Here is a 794-nt window from a genome sequence, read left to right as displayed (position 1 = left end):
GCGCCGTGCCGCCACCTGCCAGATCACCTCACGACCATCATGTTCGGCACGCTTCTCGACACCGGTATAACCGGCATCAGCGCAGACCACGTTTTCCTCGCCATGCAACAACTTGTCGACTTGGGTAACGTCCGCCACGTTGGCGGCAGTGCCTACTACGCTGTGCACCAAACCCGACTCGTCATCCACGCCGATGTGCGCCTTCATGCCGAAGTAGTACTGGTTACCCTTCTTGGTCTGGTGCATTTCCGGGTCGCGTTTGCCGTCTTTATTCTTGGTCGAACTCGGCGCATTGATCAGCGTGGCATCGACGATGGTGCCTTGGCGCAGCGACAAACCTCGGTCGCCCAGGTAGCCATTGATCACGGCCAGGATGCCGGCAGCCAGTTCGTGTTTCTCCAGCAGGCGACGGAAGTTCAGGATGGTGGTTTCGTCGGGGATACGCTCCAGGTTCAGCCCAGCGAACTGGCGCAGGATAGTGGTCTCGTACAGCGCCTCTTCCATCGCCGGATCGCTGTAGCCAAACCAGTTCTGCAGCAGATGCACCCGCAGCATCGCCATCAGCGGATAGGCCGGACGGCCGCCTTCACCCTTGGGGTAGTGCGGTTCGATCAGGGCTATCAGCCCCTTCCAGGGCACCACCCGATCCATCTCGATCAGGAACAGCTCTTTGCGGGTCTGCTTGCGCTTGCCGGCGTACTCGGCATCGGCGAAGGTCATCTGCTTCATCGGAAAACTCGGTGAGTGGAGTCCGGGGATCTTGCCAAAATCAGGAAGTCTTCTTCAGAGTTTCC

At 59.4% G+C, this 794-nt stretch carries 1 protein-coding gene; it reads right to left on the bottom strand.

What is annotated here, in order from left to right; genetic code table 11:
• A partial coding sequence (locus AAEZ08_RS22745; RefSeq protein ID WP_500125154.1) for an IS5-like element ISPst7 family transposase occupies positions 1 to 729 on the bottom strand: 729 nt, incomplete at its 3' end.
• Positions 730 to 794 lie beyond the last annotated feature (65 nt).

The sequence above is a fragment of the Pseudomonas sp. E45-MNA-CIBAN-0222 genome (assembly GCF_040310405.1).
GTDB classification, from domain to species: Bacteria; Pseudomonadota; Gammaproteobacteria; order Pseudomonadales; family Pseudomonadaceae; genus Stutzerimonas; species Stutzerimonas stutzeri_AC.
Note: the sequence above shows the minus strand (reverse complement) of the source record. Positions and strands in the feature narration are given on the sequence as shown.